A 19508-nucleotide genomic window follows, 5' to 3' on the forward strand; every position below is an offset into this window, starting at 1 on the left:
AATCTGATGCTTGTTGCATTATTAGGACTTTTAATGCGTTATAAAATTCTGTTTGAATTTCCGCTTCTCGATCAAAAAAGTGTACAACACTCGCACTCTCATTTTGCTTTTGCGGGTTGGGTTACACACACTTTAATGACGTTAATAATTGCCTTTTTACAAAAACACGACACGCTTCACAAAATAACATTTAAAAAATATAATATTATTTTAATTGGGAATTTAATTTGCTCTTATGTAATGCTGATTTCCTTTATTTTGCAAGGCTATGGCGCAATTTCAATTACTTTTTCAACTCTTTCTATTTTTGTTTCTTATTGGTTTGCTTATGTATTCTTTAAAGATTGCAAACAACTTGAAACAAATCCTGTTGCGATAAAATGGTTCAAAGCGGCTTTGTTTTTTAATGTAATTTCGTCTTTAGGAACTTTTGCTTTGGCTTACATGATGGCCACTAAAAACATTCACCAGAATGAATATTTGGCTTCCATTTATTACTATTTGCATTTTCAATATAATGGTTGGTTTTTCTTTGCATGTATGGGATTACTATTAGATTATTTAAAAGTAACTTCAAACGATAATCGCATTTATTCACAATCGTTTATTTGGTTATTTTGGTCCTGTATTGTAGGTTATTTTTTATCTACGCTTTGGTTAGATTTGCCTCTTATAATTTATATTTTAACAGTTATTTCGGCGATTGTTCAAGTTGTAATTTGGTATTTATTGTTTAAAACTATTTTTAAAGAAAACAAATCCATCTTTTTAGCTCTTCCAAATTATTTGAAATATATAATTATATTTATAAGTTTTGCTTTGAGTGTGAAGTTTCTGTTGCAATTGGGCTCAACGGTTCCTGCAATTAGTAAATTAGCTTTTGGTTTTAGACCAATTATCATAGCATATTTACACTTGATTTTATTGGCGATTATTTCGCTTTTTCTACTGTTTTACATTTATGTAAATGATTTCATTGTGGTGAATAAGAAAACCATTTTAGGACTAGTCTTATTTAGCATTGGTGTTGTATTGAATGAAATTGTTTTAGGACTTCAAGGTATTGCATCTTTTAGTTATACTTTAATTCCTAACATTAATGAGGCTTTATTCGGAGTTGCAATATTACTCTTTGCGAGTATTTTATGGGTCACTTTTTTTGCAAAAAAAGGATAAAAAAGTATTTTTTATGATTCTACGCATAAAATAATCATCAGATTATCAGGTACTTTGTATTATTAACTTATACAAATTGTACTATTATGAAAAATTATTTTAAGACGTTACTTATCGCTAGTTTATTAATAACGGTGGGATGTAAGCAAGGCGAAGAAACAGCTTCAGAACCAACATCAGAATCTACGGAAGTGCCTGCTGGAGGACAAGAGAATGTAATAGATGAAAATTCTGCTCCTAACATTGTACAAACCGCTGCTGGAAGTAAAGATCACACGACTCTGGTTACGGCTGTAAAAGCTGCAGGATTAGTAACTTCATTGAGTAATGCTGGACCATTTACTGTATTTGCACCAACCAATGCTGCTTTTGATAAATTACCTGCAGGAACCGTAGAAGGGTTATTAAAACCTGAGAAAAAAGGCGATTTAGAAAACATTTTAGGCTATCATACGTATGTAGGTTCGTTGAAAGCAGAATACATGCAAGATGGACAAGAGTTTGATATGGTATTTGGTGGAAAAGTGAAAATCACTAAAAAAGACGGAAAAACATTCGTAAACGGTTCTGAAATTGTGGCTTCCATTGAAACATCAAACGGAATTATCCATGTAATTGGCGATGTTTTACTTCCAAAATAAGAAACAATTATTAATTCATCTTTTATAAAGGTAAAAAGCGTAGACTTCAACAGTTTACGCTTTTTATTTTAAATACCTCCTAATCGAATTAAGGAACCTAAAACCAGCATTGAAATAGCAATCAAAGTTACAACTATGATAAGAATCGAAACGTAATGATATCGTTTAGGTGTAAGTTTTGGAAAAATAAAAAGTTGGGCTGAAATGGCTAATGTTAAAGAAGTAATAAACAAAATAAGTTTGATAGAAATTACTTTTTCGATTCCATTTGAGAAGGAAAACCATTTGGTAAAAGTAACATCATAATCATACGCCATTAAAATTCCTGTAATCACAAGCGTAATTAAAGAAGGCATTCCGATAGGTTCAAACTTATCTTTAAATGTTTTAAGTTTCTCTAAATCTTTAGTTTTGATGGCTTCAGGTAAATAGCGAGTCGCTAAAATAAGATGTCCTCCTATCCAAACGGTTGCCGCCAATAAATGAATGATTAATAAAAAATGATGATACATTACGCTAACGTTTTATACATAATAACATTGGCAATATTGAGAGCTCTTTCTTTGATTTCGGTAGCTTTTTCGCCTTCGAATAATTCATCAACTGTTGTAGTGAATACGATTACCCAATGTTGAAAATGTTCAGGATTCATAGGACATTTACTATGTAAATCTTTGTGTACTTGCATCGGACTTCCGTTGTAATTTCCGGTATAGAACAAGATGTTTTCCCAAAAATCGTACATTCTAGGCAAATGAGTTTCCCAATTTACCTTGGCAATTTCGGTAAACAGAAAACCGATAACTGCATCAGTTTTGATTTTATCATAAAAGGTATCGACTAAAAGTTCAATATCCTTTCTATTTCTAATATCTGTTTTCATTTTGTAATTTGATTAAATAACAATTACAAGTCTTTTTTATTGAATTTTCGCATAGAAATGAAAAACGGAATAATTGCCCACAAACTCAATAGCACAAATGAAACTATTAATCCAACCGAAGTCCCAAAGAAATCTTTAAAAATTGCTCCTGTATATCCCATCATGGCAGAAACATCTAAATGCAAAAGAATTTGAATTCGAGCTAAGTCTATTGGACTAAAAGCGGTGATGCCAACCATCATATTTTCGATTGGATATTCAGCTAATTGGAACAGTAAAAACAAAACCATTCCGTCGAATAATAGTGCGAAATACAACCAAATCATTATCGCTAAACCAATTCCTTTTGCTTTATCTCGGGTTAAAATCGAACTCAAAAAAGCCAAAGCGACAAAGATGACTGAAATCAAACAACCATTGAGCAACATCATAAAACCAATACTATCAGGAGAATTGACTAACAACGGAATTCCAGCACCTATAAAAAACGCAAAAACCATTGCCGTTGATAATCCGAAAAACAAACTCAACCAAATCTTTCTTCTTTTGATGGGTTGACTTAGTAAAAGTTCAATAAATTCGGCGCTGTTGTACAAATAAATTGTAGCGAATAAAATGGAAACCAACGGAACTGTGAATAAAATCACATTCAAAATGGTTAGCAATCCTTTTGACGAATTGTCTTCTAATGCAAAAGAACTCCATGATAAAATAGACAAAATCAGCGTGTAAGCCAAAACGATTTTGTTTCGGATAATGTCAGATAATATGATTTTAATGATTCGGTTCATTTTGTTTGTTCTTTAAAATTTTGGCAATCGCTTTTGAGATTTTCTCTTCGCCAGTAGTCGTTTTTAATTCTTCTACTTTTTGATGAAAATGTACTTTTCCTTCTTGCATAAAAATGATTTCGGTAATTAAATCGTCCAATTCACTTAGTAAATGCGACGTAATCAAAATCAATTTTCCTTTTTCTTTCTCTTTGATGATTTTTTCTTTTAAAACCTCAGCCGCTAACGGATCTAAACCAGCGGTGGGTTCGTCTAAAATCAGCACATCTGGATTAAAAAGAAAGGCTAAAACAGCACTTACTTTTTGAGTTGTTCCACCAGATAAAGTGCGCATTTGCTTATCGAACATTTTTTCTAATTCGAAAGCGTGTAGCAAATCTTCATCCAAATCATCTGATGAATTTCGAATCTTTTTTATCATTTCGATAATTTGACCAATTGTCATATTATCGGGATAGCGTCCAATTTGTGGCATATAGCCAATTTTTTCACGATACAAATATTCACCTAAAACAGAATTTCCGTTAAAATGAATCGTACCCGAATCGGGTAAAACCATTCCCAAAACCGATTTTATCAAAGTGGTTTTTCCACAACCATTCGGACCAATTAAAGCGATACATTCTCCTTTTTTACAAGAAAGATTGATGTTCTTTAAAACTTCAAATTTTCCAAACTTTTTCTGCAATTCTTTTATCTCAATCATAGTGGCAGTGACTTCATTAAAGGCTTATTATCTACAAAATTATCAGGTGTTATACTGGGTAATACTTTTTCAGATTTATCTAACAGTGTTATCATGAAGCTCCGATACAGCAACATGGCAGAAGGCGTATTTTCGGTAAGTACGGCAAACAAACTCAGTGGATGATACGGAACATCTCCCATTCCATCTTTGTCTAAATCGTAGCCTTCATATTTGTCCCAATAATTGGCATTGAACGTGTTTAAAACCAAACTTCCATTGGTACTGATATCGAATGTGTTTTTCAAGAAATTATTATTTACGATTTCGTTTTCCATACAACTCGCTTGGATTTTCATGCCCCAACCGTTCGATTCGAAACTATTTTTTTCAACTTTGATTCGAGACGTTCCTTCCATGTAAATTCCCGAGGTATTTCGAGCAAAACGATTATTAAAAATGTAACTATCGGAGATTTCTTTTAGTAACAATCCGTAAGCCGAATCGCCCCAATTTTCCTCAAAATAATTATTAAACATTTTCACGTTTTTAGTAAACATAACGGCTACTCCAGCACCATTATTTTTAAAAACATTGGTTATGTAAGCATCATCATTAGAAAACATAAAATGCAATCCGTAACGTATGTTGTTATTAGCAATATTTCTCCAAATTACGGAATTGGTTACAAATTCGAAATAAATACCGTCTCGATGACCGTCAATTCGATTAGCAATAATTAAAATATCTTTTGATTTCCAACAATGAATTCCGTTACCTAATTTTTGCTCTTCTTTTCCGTATGCCTTTAGCGTATTATTTTTAATAATACAGTTTTGAGAATTTTGTAGATATATTCCAAAAAAATTATCGTCTAAAACATTATTTTGAATTAAAACATGACTTTTATTGTAAACTTTGATACCGCATGGATCTGTAATAGTTGCATAAGCGCTTCTAATTACTTTAAAGCCATCAACTACAACACTATCAGCATGTATTGATAAAACTTCATGCTTTTTTTCACCATCTAAAACTGGCAAATCTTTACCTAAAAAAACAATTTTTTTATCAATTATTATATTTCCTTCTTTGTACCATCCGCCGTGTACAATAAGTGTATCACCCGCTTTAGCTAAAGTAATTCCTCTTTTAACAGACTTAATCGCATGTTTTTTACCTACGTGAATAGTGGTAGCTTTTAGAGAAAGTGAAAATAAAAGGAAAATAATTAAGAAATATTTCATTTGATTTTATTTAATTATTTCACTCCAAGATGTTGGATTTGCTTTATATTTTGAAGCTATTTTTTTTACCTCTTCCTCAGTTTTTACAGCAATTATATTGCCGCGCATTGGGCTATTAATCTCCCCACCTTTCACATAGAAAGCAGTTTCAGCAGGAATCAAAATATTATTTTGGCTAAAATCATGGATATAAAAAGATTGAATATTTGTTGTTAGATTTTCTTTGTGGTAACTAATCATACAATGCATATCATCAAACTTATAAATTCTTCCTTTGTTAGTAATTAATTCAGCACCAAATTTTCCATCTGAAATTTTCATTTTACAAAACTCACATGCGTCTGAATTTAACTTAATTGGTTCTGCTTCTTTTGTTACACAAGAAACCGATACTAATAAAATTAAAAAATAAGATAACCATTTCATTATGTTAATTTTTTAAATTTGAATTCTTTTAAAACTATTGCAAATAATATTCCCCCAGCAACTACAAGCATCCAACCACCAATATCTGGTATTGAATAAGCACCAAAATTTAACAATTGCTTATACCCAATTAATGGAGGTTGATATGCCATGCCTGGCACTTTTATAGCGGCATTTGGATCAAGATTATGTCCATATTCGTAATTCCATCTGTAAAAATCAACTCCTGCAAGAATTACAAAAAGAACAAAAGTTATAAGAAAGCCAAAAACAGCTTTTCTATTGTTAATGAATACTAAAATTAGTGAAATAAATGCAAAAATTCCAAAAACATAAGGAAGAACCGTAAATTCAAAAAAATTCTCCGTATGCAAAGTTGCCATACCGATGTAGTGGTTTAATCCATTTATAATATCAACATCACCCCCTATTTTATTTGCATGAAGTTGTAACATTAATCCCTCCGGATATTGAGGAGCATCTAGTTCAATTCTCCACATGGGTACAAATAAAGAGCCAATAAATAATAATCCTACTAGTACTAACAAAACTTTAGAAAGTATTGTTAAATTATTTTCTTTCATGATTTCTGTTTTCATGTTAAAATTATATATTGTTTAAAATAAATTATCGTAAGTTTTTCTTACAAAAAGAAAAACAATAATGATTTTTAATTATAGTTTTTAAGTGAAGATTTTTGTTTTATTGGAAGAAAAATTAGGGAGCATTACTGCTCCCTAAAAAATTTATTTTGTTGAAGAAGCTGGTAAATTTGTACCTAAGCTATAACTAATTGGCACATTACTTCCAGCAGGAGAAACTCTAATGTATCCTGACATTTCTTGGTGTAATGCACTACAGAAATCTGTACAGTAAAATGGAACAATACCAACTTTTGATGGTTTCCAATTTAAAGTTGCTGTTTCACCTGGCATAATTAGTAATTCAGCGGTTTGTGCTCTTCTAATTGAGAATCCATGAGGAACATCCCAATCTTGTTCAAGGTTTGTAATGTGGAAATAAACATCATCTCCGACTTTGATTCCTTCAATATTATCTGGTGAAAAATGTGAACGTACCATAGTCATGTAAACATGTACTTTGTTCCCTTCTCTTACCACTTTTGTTTCTTTTTCACCTTTAGCTACTCTTGGGTGATTATTTTTCTTAATATCGTAAATTTTTAATTGTCCGTTATTTCGAATCAAATCAGCAGGAGCCGCTTGTGCATAGTGTGGTTCTCCAATAGTTGGGAAATCTAATAATAGCTTCATTTTATCTCCGCTAATATCATACAATTGAGCCGATTGTGTTAACTCAGGACCTGTAGGCAAATAACGGTCTTTAGTAATTTTGTTATACGCCACCAAGTATTTACCAAATGGTTTTTTACTATCTCCACCTGGAATCATTAAGTGACCAACAGAATAATAAGTAGGAACTCTATCTAAAACTTTTAATGTTTTGATATCCCATTTCACTACTTCAGAAGATACGAAGAATGTGGTATAGGCATTTCCTTTTCCATCAAACTCAGTATGTAAAGGTCCTAATCCTGGTTTTTGAACTTCTCCATGAAGAACAGAGTTGTATTTTAAAACTGGAATTCCCTCATAATCACCTTCATAATCTTTTTTACCAATAGCTTTTACCATTTTATCAAAGCTAAATACTGGAATTAATGCTGCTAATTTACCAGAACCCACTATGTATTCACCTGTTGGGTCAACATCACACCCATGAGGTGATTTTGGACATGGCATTAAATAACAAATATCTTTCATTGCCATAGCGTCTAAAACTAAAACTTCATCTTTAATTACTGAAGTTCCTGTATGCGTTTCGTCATTCCATGTGTTATGTGCATATTTTGTTTTTTCAATTTTACCTTTACCAGCTTTGATATATTCTTCAGCTTTTTTCCAATTGACAGCCATGATAAAATCTTTATCATTTTGAGAAGCATTTACTTCTAAAAGGGTATTTGCTTGTTCAGAATTGTAACAAGTGAAGAAAAACCATCCATGAGATTTTCCTTTACCAGCATGGGAAAGGTCAAAATTCACACCTGGTAAACGTAATTGGAAAGATAAATCCATTTTACCAGATTCTTTATCTACTTTAATAAAACTGATGTGAGCTTTAAAATTTTCTTTATACGTATTAATTGGCACATCTCCTTTATCGTAATCCCCAGGTACACCAAAACGAGTTCCAGCAACTACATATTCTGTATTTTCAGTAATAAAAGGTGAAGAGTGGTTACCAGCAGAGTTTGGTAACTCAATAATTTCTGAAGTTTTAAAACGTTTTAAATCAACTCTTGCGATACGTGGTGTGTTGTTTGCATTAGCAAATATCCATCTACCATCAACTTCACCGTTAGTTTGAGATAACTCTAAGTGATGTTGATCATCCCAAGGAATAAAACCTTCTGATGTGTTTAACATTGGTTTTGTTTCTTCACTAAAACCCCATCCACTTTCAGGATCTACCGAGAAGATAGGAACAACTTTCATCATTCTACCGCTTGGAAGTCCATAAACACTCATTTGACCACTAAAACCACCAGATACGAAATTATAAAATTCATCGTATTTACCAGGAGCTACATAAACACGTTGAGCAGCATCACCACTCACGGCATCCCCTGAATTTTTTGGTTTACAAGAAGAAACCAAGGCACTTCCTAATGCAATTACTAAAATTGCTTGTACAAATTTATTTTTCATGATATATGTAGTTAAATTAAGGTATCGTATTACTTTCACTTAACACAATACCCTTTTATGTTTATTTCACACCGTCATTTTTACGCATATACTCAAGAATTCCTCTAGCTTCGTCATCAGAAACACCTTGATTAGGCATACGAACCAAACAAATTTCCAATTGCGCTTGTACTTCAGGATCTTTGTCAATCATTGGATCAGGATTAGTAATGAAGTTCATAATCCATTGTGGTGTTCTTCTTTCAGTTACACCTTTCCATCCTGGCCCTACTAATTTTTCATCTGTTGTTTTGTGACATGATGCACATTTTACACCTGCTACTTCTTCCCCTTTTGTAGCCATAGCTTGATCTAATGTTGCACCTAATTCAACTGTGTCGTATTTTCCTTCACCACGTTTTGGATCATACGAAGCCGGATCAGCGGCAGCTTCTGTTGTTGCTTCACCTCCACCAGGCTGATAATTATCTTCAGCAGATGCTTCTTTTTTACCACATGCTACAGCTAAAGCAAGAGATAAAACAAGTAAAATTGATTTGTTCATGATATTTAATTATTAAAATTATTAGGACAAATTTCTGAAATTGAATTAGTTAAAAGTATGATTACAATCATAAAAAAGATATTTTTATCCATAATATTAACTTTTTTTTATAAAACGTTTGAAAGCTTTTATGTTAAAAAATCAAGCTATGATTTCAATCATAATAAAATCTTTATTTAAAGGATAAATTTGTCCTTCATTAAACAATATTAGTTATGGTCTTAGAAACAAATAAAACAATTGGAGAAATCGTTGCAGATGATTTTAGAACAGCAGGTGTATTTAGTCAATTAGGAATCGACTTCTGTTGTAAAGGGAATCGAACCATAGATGAAGTATGCAATAGAAAAGGAATTGATAAATATGTACTTTTAGAAGAATTAGATCGTGCGACTGCTAACAACAGCAATCAAAATATCGATTTTAAATCATGGGGAATGGATTTACTTATCGATTATATCGAAAAAAAACATCATAGATATGTAGAAGAAAAAATTCCGCAATTATTGATGTTCTTAACAAAATTAGAACAAGTTCACGGCAAAAATCATCCTGAACTTTTTGAAATTAAAAATTTATTTCATCAAAGTGCAAACGATTTAACCCAACACATGAAGAAGGAAGAGTTGATATTATTCCCTTTTATTAAAAAAATGGTTGAAGCCAATCGCAATCATACAGCCGCTGGTAATCCTGGATTTGGTTCTGTTGCAAACCCTATCGAAATGATGAAAGAAGAACACGAAAACGAAGGTGAACGTTTTGAAAAAATCAAAGCTTTAACTCAAAATTATACACCTCCAGCAGATTCTTGTAATACTTACAAAGTAACCTTCAAAATGTTGGAAGAATTTGAAACGGATTTACACGCACATATTCATTTAGAAAACAACATATTATTTCCGAGAGCCATCGTTTTTCAAGAAAGGTTTTATTAATTAATTTGTTTTTAAGATAGAATTTTGGCTCCTTTACATTCTATCTTGAAAAGGAAAGGACAGCTAGATACGGGCTGTCCTTTCTATTTAAGGTTTGGTCACAATTAAAGCAAATTGTTCATCCAAGTTATCCCATTCGGGCAATTGGATTTTAAAAACATGGATTAGTATATTTTTTAATTCTGCTACCGAAGTTACTTGTTCAGAAACTACTTTACCATCTAAAAAATAAGTCGAAAACTTATTGTCTACTAGAGAGTACCTACAATTTTGATCTGCACGAGCTACCGTTAAAATGTTAGTAAAAATATGATTAGGATGGGTAGAGGTATACCAATTGGCTACTTCAAAATCAACAAAATATTGTTTTTCAATAGTAAACTTGTACATGGATTTCCACTCATTTTGCAATAATGTTTGCATGACAAAATGTAAATCCTTTTTTATAATTCGAATAGTTTCATGGGAAGTTTGATGCACCTCATGTAACACAAAAGGAATGGGGTGGGTTAACGATTGTGCCCCAAAACCTACATCTATCAAATAAACTTCGTTGTTAAGCACCACTTTTAAAAACAAATGTGTTTTTGCAGGAAAAGCATCATCTGACTTGTTCCACACAACTCTAGCTGATAAAGGAATTACTTCAAAACCAATTTGTTTTAACACTTTGTAAAATAATGTGTTTTGTTCAAAACAATAACCGCCTCTGCCCGAAGCTATTATTTTATCTGAAACTGAGGTAATATCAATAGGTACCGACTTTTTAAAAATAGGATTAAGATTCTCAAACGGAATAGTAGTAACATGAAGAAAAGTAAGTTGTTGTAAAGTCTCTAAATTTACTTGCGGAACATCACAAAAACCTATTCTCTCAAAATAACTTTTTAATGAAACAAGAGTCGACATAACATTCTGAATTAGACTTGTAAAATTATGTAAAAACAAGAGATAGTATCAATCTTAATAAGATGAAACAATTAGTTTAAACTAAATTCAAAAACAATAGGAATATGATCTGAAATTGCTCTAGCTGCTTTTAAAGAAGTAAATGAGCGATAAAAATGAATGACATGAGAACGAATGAGGCGTATTTTAGATGTATCGTACCAAATGTTATCATACTCATTAGCCAAACAAATTCCTTTTTTACATTCGCGTTTTAAAGACGTTTTTTGTTTGGTAAAAGCAGGTAAATATCCCATTTTACGCAAAGGAGCAAATACAGTATGTGATTGAGGACAATTAAAATCGCCAACAAAAACCAAATTCAAATCGGAATATTGTTGTGGTAATAATTTAAAATATTTGATTTCAGTTTCAGGTTGTTTGCTTTTAGGAATGGCATGAAAATTTACAACAGTAAAAGGTTTTCCTTCATAATCAAAAGTGCAATAGTAAGGCTCTCGATCTATTTCTACATGATATTTTTGTTCTAACCAAGCCTCACCTACTTTTGTAACTTGAGCCGTTTTCCACAAAAAAGCATAACGTTCTCTGCTCGATTTCGTTCCACTGGTAGGATCACTAATTACATAATCCCATTTTGAACCTGTTCTATTCAAAGCATCGGCTAATTTGGCAACAGCTTGTGCCCCTTTATCTCCCGCTACTACTTCTTGAATAGCCAACACATCGTAATCTTGTAAAGTAGTTACCATAAAATTGATTTCAGATTCAGATTTAGAACTTCCTAAATTTTCGATATTCCAAGAAAGTAACTTTACTTGCGCTTGCAATCCTATACAAAGGAGTAAGAATACTACAACTAACTTTTTCATGTAAAACGTATAAACTTAGATTAACTAATTTCTAATTAAAAAATTCACTTCATTGACCTCTATACTAAAAAAGCGACTTTCCATAAATTTCTATTTTTCTTTGTAATACAAAATTCCTTCTCCATTAGCATAACAGAAAAATGTCCCATTTTCATCATAAACTTTAATCAAAGGATCTTTTGATTTAAAATAGTCATAGTCCACTAATATGGGGATTTTATCAAAAATGGGTGCTATAATTTTATTTTCAGGATGGTCATAAATGTACAAACCATATTTTGAACCATTTCTCAAGACATAACCTCCATTACTTCCTGAAAAAGAAGCTTTGTAAATTTCATCATACTGAATAGGAACCATGAGTTTCTTATACCCCGTATTATAATACCCCATCTTTCCATTTTCTTCAACAAGGTAGCCATTCTCAGGACGGATAGATTCTCTTCTAAATACAATTTGTTCAGGTTTTGATAATTCCCAATAAAATTTATGCTTTGTAGTAATCGATTGCCATTGATCAATTCGCTTTTGTGAAGTTTTAGGCTGCTCTACTATTCTAAAATCACTATCAATAACTTCCACGGCAGTATCATAATCTGCATACTCGTTTTTAGTTTTTATGGCAAAGGGTTTGGTTTCAATTGCTTTAATCTGATTGTTTACTAGGTCAATAACAGCTTGCATTCCTTGGTTATTGATATCTTTATAAGTAACCAAAATGGAATTATCATTGGTTCTGTATTCGCCATTATAACGCAATTCCAGATAAGAAGATTTATCGAAAAAAATTCGGGTTACTTTTTTTTGCTTCAAATTGTACACAAACATACTGTAAAGATTATCCATATCGGTTGTAACCATTAATACCTCATTCAACTCGTTTTTTTCATCTAAAGCATCTAAAATACTAATACTTTTATAATCGGTTGTAAAGACACGATTTCCTTTTGCATCATACAAAGTTTGAAACTCATCGATTTCATCTTGTAATACTCTGTTGTATTTTCTTTTCGGACGGTAATCACATCCTAAGAAAAAACGGCCTTCTCTATAAAAAAAGTGATGCTTTTTGTCTTTTATAATGATTTTGTTTTGATAGACTAAACTAGTTAAAACCTCATTTCCAACAAATTTATGGCAATTGAAATACGTTACTTTATCTTCTTGTCTTGGAACAACTAGGTCAAATTCAGGGGCAATAAAAATTTGTCCTGCTCTATTGGAAATACCAAACTTATCTCCCACCCTATATGGCACTCCCACTTCTTGAGCATGAGAAGTAACAAACAAAATAACAAACAAAAAAAACGAAAAAAATCTTTTCATATTACATTGTATTAAAATCTCCTTTCATCGTTTTTTTTTATACGCTGAAATAGTAGAATTGATGAAATTAATTTACTCCTGCAAGATATCAATTTATTTTACAGCTGGATTACGATTTGAAATAATTGTGAATACAAAAGAGTAGATTTTGAATAGTAATTTCTGTAATCTAGCAGTCTATCAAATTATTGGAAAATTGAACTACATTAAGACTAAAATTCATCTGTTAAAATTTTCTAAGTATTGTTGCGAAACATAATCCTTCGAGGTAGCTTTGCCATAAAATTGCTAACCCCTGATGAGAACGATAAGGTCAAAATTTGTTCACCTATTTGTTTTTTTAATTGCTACTTCGATTCTCCTGGATTGGTCTGATCATTGTCATAAAAATGTATTAGACAAATTTGAGGAAGTATCGTTGGTGGGTCGTGGTGAAACCAAAGAATTTTCTCTTTTCAAAGGTATCGTTAAAAATAAAGATACAGAACTTTCGATTCCTTCACCTGCAATACGTATTGCCAATGAGCAATCACTTCAATATTTTATTACATTTACTTGTAAAATCAAATCTTACCTGCATTTGCTGCAATTATTTTAAAAAATTACTTTTCTCAAACGTATATTTTTTTAAAAACTTACTAACTTTTATCACATGAAAAAGAATTACCTAGTTGTAGCACTTATGGTGCTAGGACTTACTGTGTCTTGTAACGACAACTCTAACAAAAAAAGCAACCAAGGAAAAAGCGTACCTGTAATTACCATAAACTATAAAGATACATTAATTCAAAATAGCTTTGTAGCGGATATTCAAGCGAAAAAAAATATTGAAATCCGTTCAAGAGCCGCCGGAATTATCGAACAAATCTTCGTAAACGAAGGTCAATTCGTAAAAAAAGGACAACGTTTGTTCAAAACCAACGATGCCGAATTACGTATGGAACTTAACAAAGTGACTGCGAGTTTAAGACAAGCAGATGCCGATATTAGAATTGCCGAAATCGAAGTAAATCAATTACAAGCCTTATATGCTAAAGACTTCGTAGCGAGTAACGAACTTGATATGGCTAAAGCAAAACTAGCCTCTGCCAAAGCAAAACGCGCGTATGTAGATGCCGAATTAAGAGCTGTTGAACAAAGAATATCTTTCACAAATATTGTAGCCCCATTTGATGGAGTAATTGATGTTATTCCTTTTAAAGAAGGTAGTTTAGTCGAAAATGGAGCCTTATTAACCACTTTATCACAATTAAATGAAGTATATGCATATTTCTCCATTCCAGAAAATTTATATTTTGAATTAATTGCGCACAATAAAATGGGCAAACATCAAAAAATTGAATTGATATTGCCAAATCGTGAGCATTATGATTATAGTGGAACTTTAAAAACAGCGGAGGGAGAAATCGATCCGGCAACCGGTTCTATCCGTTACAAAGTAATGTTTCCAAACCCAGAACGCCTTATCAAGCACGGAACATCTGGTAAATTAGTCATTTCAGAAAGAGAGGAAAACGCAATCATTGTGCCTCAAAAAGCGACTTTCTCTATTCAAGATAAAACCTATGTCTTTGTGGTTGGAAAAGACCAAAAAGTAAAAATGCAAAACATTCAAATTGGCTCTACTCTACGCGAATCCTACATCGTTACTTCAGGTTTGAAAAAAGACGACGTAATTGTTTTAGAAGGAACGCAATCGTTACGAGATGGTGATGTTGTTAAAATTAAAGAAAACGCAACCTCTAAAACACGCAAATAATCATGGTAGAAATGTTTATAAAACGAAAGGTACTTTCGTTGGTAATCTCTATATTTTTTGTATTATTAGGATTAATGGCAGTATTCCAAATGCCAATTACACAATTCCCTGATATTGTACCACCATCTGTAACGGTAACTGCAAAATATACTGGAGCTAATGCCGAAGTATCTGCTAACGCTGTGGCGTTACCTTTAGAACGTGCCATCAACGGAGTTCCAGGGATGACTTACATGTCTACTGTAACTTCTAACGACGGATTAACGTTAATTCAAGTTTTTTTTGAAGTAGGAACCGACCCTGATTTAGCAGCCGTTAACGTTCAAAATAGGGTAACTACTATATTAGACGAACTTCCCGAAGAGGTAATTCGTGCTGGAGTTACCACTGAAAAAGAGGTAAACAGTATGTTAATGTACTTGAACATAACAAGTACCGAAGAAAGTCAGGACGAACAATTCATCTATAACTTTACAGACATTAACATTCTGCAAGAATTAAAACGTATTGATGGTGTGGGTCGTGCCGAAATCATGGGGCAAAAAGAATACTCCATGCGTGTTTGGTTAGATCCTCAAAGAATGCAATCGTACAATGTTTCAGCAGACGAAGTCATCCAAGCCTTACAAAAACAGAATATATCGGCAGCTCCAGGTAAAGTGGGAGAAACTTCTGGAAAAACAACGAGTCAGTTGCAATATGTAATCAAATACACGGGTAAATTTTTCGACCCAAAACAATACGAAGATATAGCCATTAAATCCGATGCTAAAGGAACTATTTTACGCTTAAAAGACATCGCAAAAGTTGAATTTGGTGCCATGAACTACGGAATGGTTTCTAAAACCAATGGAAAGCCATCGGCATCCATCATGATGAAACAGCGCCCAGGATCCAATGCTTCGGAAGTAATTGAAAAAGTAAAAGCCAAAATGGCCGAACTAAAAGGTACTTCATTCCCTCCAGGTATGGATTATAGCTTAGCGTATGATGTTTCACGTTTCTTAGATGCCTCAATTAGTGCGGTATTAACAACATTAATTGAAGCGTTTTTTTTAGTAGGATTTGTGGTATTCTTATTCCTACAAGATTGGCGTTCTACCATTATTCCGGTACTAGCGGTTCCTGTTGCTCTAGTGGGTACGTTTGCCTTTATGCAAATGATGGACTTCTCGATTAACTTACTAACCTTATTCGCTTTAGTTTTAGCGATTGGTATTGTGGTAGACAATGCTATTGTAGTGGTAGAAGCCGTTCACGTAAAAATGGAAGAAGGCACCCCACCCTTACAAGCTACGATTGAAGCTACAAAAGAAATTGCTGGAGCCGTTGTCGCTATTACCATTGTAATGTCGGCCGTGTTCATTCCAGTGGCATTCCTGAGCGGACCTGTTGGAGTATTCTACCGCCAGTTCTCTCTAACCTTAGCAATTAGTATTGTGATTTCGGGGATTAACGCATTAACTTTAACACCTGCTTTATGTGCGATAATCTTAAAGCCTCACAATCATAACAAAAAGAAAAGTGCCTTGGACAATTTCTTCCATAAATTCAATAACGGATTTGAAAAACTAACCAACGGATATACCAATATTCTATCCAAGTTTGCAACCAAAACTACGGTAACGTTTGGAATTTTATTCGCCTTCATAGTGTTAACATTCTTAACCACAAGAATACTTCCAACAGGATTCATCCCAATGGAAGACCAAGGAATGGTATATGTGAGTGTTACTACGCCGCAAGGAGCAACCGTAGAACGTACCGAAAAAGTTTTGGATGAAATCACCGCTATGGCACAAAAAATTGAAGGCGTTGAAAACGTTACTACCTTAGCGGGATACAGCATCGTGACTGAAATTGCGGGTTCGTCTTATGGTATGGCTATGATTAACATGAGTGATTGGTCGGAACGAACCAAATCTGTGGATGATTTGATTGTCGAACTAACCGAAAAAACGAAAGAAATTGCCGATGCTCAAATCGAAGTGTTTGCCCCACCTACAGTTCCAGGATTTGGTAATACAAGTGGATATGAATTGCGTTTGTTAGATCGTTCAGGAGGTAAAATCGAAAATACGGATAAAATTACTAAAGAGTTCATCGCGAAATTGAATAAAGCTCCCGAACTTCAAAACAACTTTACAAGTTTTGATGCTACGTTTCCTCAATATTTAATTCATGTTGATTATGATTTAGCAGCTAAAAAAGGAATCTCAGTAGACAATGCGATGTCAACGCTTCAAACTATGTTAGGTTCTTACTATGCAACCAACTTCATACGATTCAGTCAAATGTATAAAGTTATGGTACAAGCAAGTCCGGAACACCGCGACACACCTGAAAGCATCTTAAACTTATATGCCAAAAGTGATAACGGTGAAATGGTGCCTTTCTCAACATTCATTAGAATTGAACGTGTATATGGACCAGAAGTACTTACTCGTTACAACATGTATATGTCAGCCATGATTAACGGGGAACCTGCAGAAGGATACAGCTCCGGTGATGCCATTGCAGCAGTAGAACGAGTAGCACAAGAAACACTGCCACGTGGATTCGATATCGAATGGTCGGGAATGACGCGTGAAGAAATACTTTCAGGAAATCAAACGACCATTATTTTCTTGGTATGTTTATTATTCGTTTACTTATTATTAGCGGCTCAATACGAGAGCTTCTTATTACCTATGCCGGTATTATTGAGTTTACCAACGGGGATTTTCGGTTCTTACATAACGCTGGTGTTGGTTGGATTAGCAAATAACATTTACGCCCAAGTAGCCTTAGTCATGTTGATTGGATTGCTTGCCAAAAATGCCATTCTGATTGTAGAATTTGCAATAGCCCGAAACAAAGAAGGTTTAGATATTGTATCTGCTGCTATTGAAGGTGCTAAACAACGATTACGTCCTATTTTAATGACATCCTTTGCCTTTATTGCCGGACTGATTCCGTTGTGTTTGGCTTCTGGAGCGGGCGCTGTTGGAAACCAATCGATTGGATATGCAGCTGCTGGAGGTATGTTAATTGGAACTGTTTTTGGATTGGTTATCATACCCGGATTGTACATCTTTTTTGCCAAATTAGAAAATAAAAAAACAAATGAAATCAATAACTAAATATACGATTTTCTCTCTTTTAGCTCTCCTAACCGTATCGTGTGTCACACCAAAAGTGGCAGACTTAAAGCAAGCTAAACCACTTCCTGAAATCAATTTGGGAACTAAAGAAAATAAAGCTGAGTTTCAAAAGTTACAACTACGTACTTATTTTACCGATCCGCATTTGTTGGCTTTGTTTGACCAAGCAGTAGTGGCAAATCCGGATTATCTGATTGCACAACAAAGAATAGAAATGGCGAATAGTATTCTTAAGCGAACCAAAAGAAATCGTTTGCCTTCATTAGAATTAGGTGCTATTGCATCGGGTACGCGCTACGGAGATTTCACCATGGAAGGCGTAGGAAACTACGACACCAATTTATCTGCAAACATTACCGAAGAGCAGAAAATCAACCGAAGTTTCACTCCTAATTATTGGGTAGGTGCAAGAAGCAGTTGGGAAGCCGATGTTTGGGGAAGACTAAAAAATCAATCGCTAGCCGCTCAAAAACGTTTCTTAGCTTCTCAAGAAGGATTGAAACTTTTGAAAATGGAGCTGTTTACTAACATAGCTCTGCTGTACTACGAATTGGTTAAATTAGACAACAACTTAATTATTTATCAAGAAAACTACCGCTTGCAACTTCGTGCGTATGAAATTATAGCCGCACAACGTGTCGTAGGTAAAGCTACTGAGTTAGCAGTTCAACAATTAAAAGCTCAAAACAAAAACATTGAAGCTGAAGTGGAACATTTAAAAGTAGATATTATTGAGGTTGAAAAAGCACTTCGTACCCTTATTGGAAGTTATGAAGGTGAAATAATACGAGGAAAAGAACTATTAAATAGTAACTTCGATATCTTAAATGCCAATATTCCAGCTGCTGAAATCATCAATTCTCGACCTGATGTAATGGCGTATTATTACGAATTAGAAGCTTCAAGAGCGGATGCCAAAGCAGCAAAAGCGGCCTTCTACCCTAGACTCCAAATAGAGGGCTTCATGGGATATAATGCCTTTTCTTCTGAAACTTTATTTAAACCAGGTTCTCTAGCATCTCAATTATTAGGTGGATTAATGATCCCTGTTTTCAATAAAGGACAATTAAAACAAGAGTTTGCAATTGCTAATGGCGAACAAGAAATTGCGTTTTTAAATTACCAAAAAACGATAACTACTGCTTTTAATGAAATTCAAGCTGTTCTCAAAGAAATTGAAATCTATGAACGGGTAATGAAATTGAAATTAGAAGAAGTGAATCATTTAAATAAAGCAGTAGAAGTATCAAACGATTTGTATGCTACAGGTTATGCAAATTACTTAGAATTAATCAACGCACGCAAAAATAAAATACAAGCCGATTTAGATTTCTTACGTTTCAAAGAAGAAAACACCCGAAATAACATTATGTTATTCAAAGCTTTAGGGGGGAATATAGAATAAAAATAGGAGCTTAGAGCTCCTATTTTTGTTT

Annotated in this window: 19 protein-coding genes; 7 read left to right on the forward strand and 12 right to left on the reverse strand. The window is 33.4% G+C overall.

All coding sequences use genetic code 11. The features are described from left to right. Positions 1-6: 6 nt before the first annotated feature. Positions 7-1176, forward strand: a complete 1170-nt coding sequence (locus NAT47_RS08025; RefSeq protein ID WP_250581881.1) for a hypothetical protein — start codon at positions 7-9, stop codon at positions 1174-1176. Positions 1177-1262: 86 nt separating this feature from the next. Then, complete coding sequence (locus NAT47_RS08030) at positions 1263-1817, forward strand: fasciclin domain-containing protein (protein WP_250581882.1); 555 nt, start codon at positions 1263-1265, stop codon at positions 1815-1817. Between the two features lie 68 nt (positions 1818-1885). Here NAT47_RS08030 and NAT47_RS08035 read toward each other — a convergent pair whose 3' ends face one another. The 9 genes from NAT47_RS08035 to NAT47_RS08075 form a co-directional block, all read right to left on the reverse strand. Then, positions 1886-2329: a copper resistance protein CopD gene (locus tag NAT47_RS08035; protein WP_250581883.1), complete on the reverse strand. Its 444-nt coding sequence runs from the start codon at positions 2327-2329 to the stop codon at positions 1886-1888. Beyond that, entirely contained in the window at positions 2329-2700 is a 372-nt protein-coding gene (locus tag NAT47_RS08040; RefSeq protein WP_250581884.1) for a group III truncated hemoglobin, read from the reverse strand. Before NAT47_RS08040 ends, NAT47_RS08035 begins: the two co-directional genes overlap by 1 nt. A 23-nt stretch (positions 2701-2723) precedes the next feature. Then, positions 2724-3491, reverse strand: coding sequence for an ABC transporter permease subunit (locus tag NAT47_RS08045; RefSeq protein WP_231834496.1), 768 nt, complete (start codon positions 3489-3491; stop codon positions 2724-2726). Then, the gene (locus tag NAT47_RS08050; RefSeq protein ID WP_250581885.1) at positions 3475-4197 is read right to left on the reverse strand and encodes an ABC transporter ATP-binding protein; all 723 of its coding nucleotides are present in this window, start codon (positions 4195-4197) and stop codon (positions 3475-3477) included. Before NAT47_RS08050 ends, NAT47_RS08045 begins: the two co-directional genes overlap by 17 nt. After that, positions 4194-5423, reverse strand: coding sequence for a nitrous oxide reductase family maturation protein NosD (locus NAT47_RS08055; RefSeq protein WP_250581886.1), 1230 nt, complete (start codon positions 5421-5423; stop codon positions 4194-4196). The genes NAT47_RS08050 and NAT47_RS08055 overlap by 4 nt, the downstream gene beginning before the upstream one ends. Positions 5424-5429: 6 nt before the next feature. Further along, positions 5430-5849, reverse strand: a complete 420-nt coding sequence (locus tag NAT47_RS08060; RefSeq protein ID WP_250581887.1) for a nitrous oxide reductase accessory protein NosL — start codon at positions 5847-5849, stop codon at positions 5430-5432. Further along, positions 5849-6433, reverse strand: coding sequence for a hypothetical protein (locus NAT47_RS08065; protein ID WP_250581888.1), 585 nt, complete (start codon positions 6431-6433; stop codon positions 5849-5851). Before NAT47_RS08065 ends, NAT47_RS08060 begins: the two co-directional genes overlap by 1 nt. 162 nt (positions 6434-6595) lie before the next feature. Next, positions 6596-8581 carry a Sec-dependent nitrous-oxide reductase gene (nosZ, locus tag NAT47_RS08070; RefSeq protein WP_250581889.1) on the reverse strand — a complete coding sequence of 662 codons (1986 nt, stop codon included), beginning with the start codon at positions 8579-8581 and terminating at the stop codon, positions 6596-6598. 61 nt (positions 8582-8642) lie between these two features. Further along, positions 8643-9125 carry a c-type cytochrome gene (locus NAT47_RS08075; RefSeq protein WP_194097407.1) on the reverse strand — a complete coding sequence of 161 codons (483 nt, stop codon included), beginning with the start codon at positions 9123-9125 and terminating at the stop codon, positions 8643-8645. A gap of 215 nt (positions 9126-9340) precedes the next feature. On the opposite strand from NAT47_RS08075, the gene ric reads away from it, so the two are divergent. Then, complete coding sequence (gene ric, locus NAT47_RS08080; RefSeq protein ID WP_250581890.1) at positions 9341-10063, forward strand: iron-sulfur cluster repair di-iron protein; 723 nt, start codon at positions 9341-9343, stop codon at positions 10061-10063. An 87-nt stretch (positions 10064-10150) separates the two neighbouring features. Here the strand turns inward: ric and NAT47_RS08085 are convergent, their stop codons facing one another. From NAT47_RS08085 to NAT47_RS08095, 3 genes are all read right to left on the reverse strand, one after another. Beyond that, a complete protein-coding gene (locus NAT47_RS08085) occupies positions 10151-10972 on the reverse strand; it encodes an arylamine N-acetyltransferase family protein (RefSeq protein WP_250581891.1) in 822 nt (273 codons plus the stop codon). Positions 10973-11043: 71 nt separating this feature from the next. Next, positions 11044-11844, reverse strand: coding sequence for an endonuclease/exonuclease/phosphatase family protein (locus tag NAT47_RS08090; RefSeq protein WP_250581892.1), 801 nt, complete (start codon positions 11842-11844; stop codon positions 11044-11046). Between the two features lie 90 nt (positions 11845-11934). After that, positions 11935-13170, reverse strand: a complete 1236-nt coding sequence (locus NAT47_RS08095) for a hypothetical protein (RefSeq protein ID WP_250581893.1) — start codon at positions 13168-13170, stop codon at positions 11935-11937. A gap of 298 nt (positions 13171-13468) precedes the next feature. Here NAT47_RS08095 and NAT47_RS08100 point away from each other — a divergent pair, with 298 nt between their 5' ends. The 4 genes from NAT47_RS08100 to NAT47_RS08115 are packed head-to-tail and all read left to right on the forward strand — an operon-like array spanning position 13469 to position 19477. Then, complete coding sequence (locus tag NAT47_RS08100) at positions 13469-13768, forward strand: hypothetical protein (RefSeq protein WP_250581894.1); 300 nt, start codon at positions 13469-13471, stop codon at positions 13766-13768. A gap of 54 nt (positions 13769-13822) precedes the next feature. Beyond that, positions 13823-14929, forward strand: a complete 1107-nt coding sequence (locus NAT47_RS08105; protein WP_250581895.1) for an efflux RND transporter periplasmic adaptor subunit — start codon at positions 13823-13825, stop codon at positions 14927-14929. A 2-nt stretch (positions 14930-14931) separates the two neighbouring features. Further along, positions 14932-18051 carry an efflux RND transporter permease subunit gene (locus tag NAT47_RS08110; RefSeq protein WP_250581896.1) on the forward strand — a complete coding sequence of 1040 codons (3120 nt, stop codon included), beginning with the start codon at positions 14932-14934 and terminating at the stop codon, positions 18049-18051. Then, a complete protein-coding gene (locus NAT47_RS08115; protein WP_250581897.1) occupies positions 18035-19477 on the forward strand; it encodes a TolC family protein in 1443 nt (480 codons plus the stop codon). The genes NAT47_RS08110 and NAT47_RS08115 overlap by 17 nt, the downstream gene beginning before the upstream one ends. The last annotated feature ends 31 nt before the right edge of the window (positions 19478-19508 follow it).

It is taken from the genome of Flavobacterium fragile (assembly GCF_023634865.1).
In the GTDB taxonomy this organism is placed as follows: Bacteria; Bacteroidota; Bacteroidia; order Flavobacteriales; family Flavobacteriaceae; genus Flavobacterium; species Flavobacterium fragile.

Coding starts and splice junctions, on each gene's coding strand:
- NAT47_RS08035 (WP_250581883.1), bottom strand. CDS start 2,329: ATGTATCATCATTTTTTATTAATCATTCATTTATTGGCGGCAACCGTT.
- NAT47_RS08045 (WP_231834496.1), bottom strand. CDS start 3,491: ATGAACCGAATCATTAAAATCATATTATCTGACATTATCCGAAACAAA.
- NAT47_RS08100 (WP_250581894.1), top strand. CDS start 13,469: ATGAGAACGATAAGGTCAAAATTTGTTCACCTATTTGTTTTTTTAATT.
- NAT47_RS08075 (WP_194097407.1), bottom strand. CDS start 9,125: ATGAACAAATCAATTTTACTTGTTTTATCTCTTGCTTTAGCTGTAGCA.
- NAT47_RS08025 (WP_250581881.1), top strand. CDS start 7: ATGCTTGTTGCATTATTAGGACTTTTAATGCGTTATAAAATTCTGTTT.
- NAT47_RS08095 (WP_250581893.1), bottom strand. CDS start 13,170: ATGAAAAGATTTTTTTCGTTTTTTTTGTTTGTTATTTTGTTTGTTACT.
- NAT47_RS08050 (WP_250581885.1), bottom strand. CDS start 4,197: ATGATTGAGATAAAAGAATTGCAGAAAAAGTTTGGAAAATTTGAAGTT.
- NAT47_RS08030 (WP_250581882.1), top strand. CDS start 1,263: ATGAAAAATTATTTTAAGACGTTACTTATCGCTAGTTTATTAATAACG.
- ric (WP_250581890.1), top strand. CDS start 9,341: ATGGTCTTAGAAACAAATAAAACAATTGGAGAAATCGTTGCAGATGAT.
- NAT47_RS08110 (WP_250581896.1), top strand. CDS start 14,932: ATGGTAGAAATGTTTATAAAACGAAAGGTACTTTCGTTGGTAATCTCT.
- NAT47_RS08105 (WP_250581895.1), top strand. CDS start 13,823: ATGAAAAAGAATTACCTAGTTGTAGCACTTATGGTGCTAGGACTTACT.
- NAT47_RS08055 (WP_250581886.1), bottom strand. CDS start 5,423: ATGAAATATTTCTTAATTATTTTCCTTTTATTTTCACTTTCTCTAAAA.
- NAT47_RS08090 (WP_250581892.1), bottom strand. CDS start 11,844: ATGAAAAAGTTAGTTGTAGTATTCTTACTCCTTTGTATAGGATTGCAA.
- NAT47_RS08085 (WP_250581891.1), bottom strand. CDS start 10,972: ATGTCGACTCTTGTTTCATTAAAAAGTTATTTTGAGAGAATAGGTTTT.
- NAT47_RS08115 (WP_250581897.1), top strand. CDS start 18,035: ATGAAATCAATAACTAAATATACGATTTTCTCTCTTTTAGCTCTCCTA.
- NAT47_RS08065 (WP_250581888.1), bottom strand. CDS start 6,433: ATGAAAGAAAATAATTTAACAATACTTTCTAAAGTTTTGTTAGTACTA.
- NAT47_RS08040 (WP_250581884.1), bottom strand. CDS start 2,700: ATGAAAACAGATATTAGAAATAGAAAGGATATTGAACTTTTAGTCGAT.
- NAT47_RS08060 (WP_250581887.1), bottom strand. CDS start 5,849: ATGAAATGGTTATCTTATTTTTTAATTTTATTAGTATCGGTTTCTTGT.
- nosZ (WP_250581889.1), bottom strand. CDS start 8,581: ATGAAAAATAAATTTGTACAAGCAATTTTAGTAATTGCATTAGGAAGT.